A 244-nucleotide genomic window follows, 5' to 3' on the forward strand; every position below is an offset into this window, starting at 1 on the left:
CCAGCAATAATTACGCTTACGCTTATGCGGTAGAGACTTTGCTCAATTTAGAAATCCCTCGCCGAGCGCAAGTGATCCGCACCCATCGCCACTGAATCATAGCCTTGCAACAAAGGGTATAAAAATTCCACGATGCTAATGGGGCGGTTTTCTTTATAGCGTTTAGCAAAATCGTCCCTTTCTAGCATTCTAGCGACTGAAAACTTCGCGCACAATTCTATCATGCCCTTTGCGCCTAAAGTAT

1 pseudogene is annotated in these 244 nt (G+C 45.1%); it reads right to left on the bottom strand.

The annotated features are described in order from the left end of the window. Window positions 1-74: 74 nt before the first annotated feature. A pseudogene (locus tag BZK24_RS08670) lies at window positions 75-244 on the bottom strand (tyrosine--tRNA ligase); the annotation flags it as partial.

Origin of the sequence: Helicobacter pylori, from assembly GCF_001998165.1 — a bacterium.
Taxonomy (GTDB): domain Bacteria; phylum Campylobacterota; class Campylobacteria; order Campylobacterales; family Helicobacteraceae; genus Helicobacter; species Helicobacter pylori_DL.